We start from the raw sequence: 225 nt of genomic DNA, 5'->3' as shown, positions 1-225 counted from the left end.
TTCGCGTCATCCATTCTGCCGCCCTATCTGCGCAAGGCCAAGTCCATCGAAGAGCTGTTGCCCTGGTTGTACCTCAAAGGCATTTCCACGGGCGATTTCCACGAAGCGCTGGCCGCTTTGCTGGGGCCCAACGCGGCGGGTCTGTCTTCGACGACGATATCCTGGCTCAAGGCCGACTGGTGGGATGAGTATGACCGCTGGCAACGTCGCGATCTCAGCACGCGG

At 60.9% G+C, this 225-nt stretch carries 1 protein-coding gene; it reads left to right on the top strand.

Annotated features, from left to right (window positions below; genetic code table 11):
* Nucleotides 1–225 (top strand): transposase (locus tag ACFWW2_RS01350; RefSeq protein ID WP_393925563.1); only part of this gene is annotated, 225 nt, incomplete at both ends.

Source organism: Yoonia sp. R2-816, assembly GCF_046762905.1.
Classification (GTDB): Bacteria; Pseudomonadota; Alphaproteobacteria; order Rhodobacterales; family Rhodobacteraceae; genus Yoonia.
This window is presented reverse-complemented; position numbering and strand designations above follow the sequence as displayed.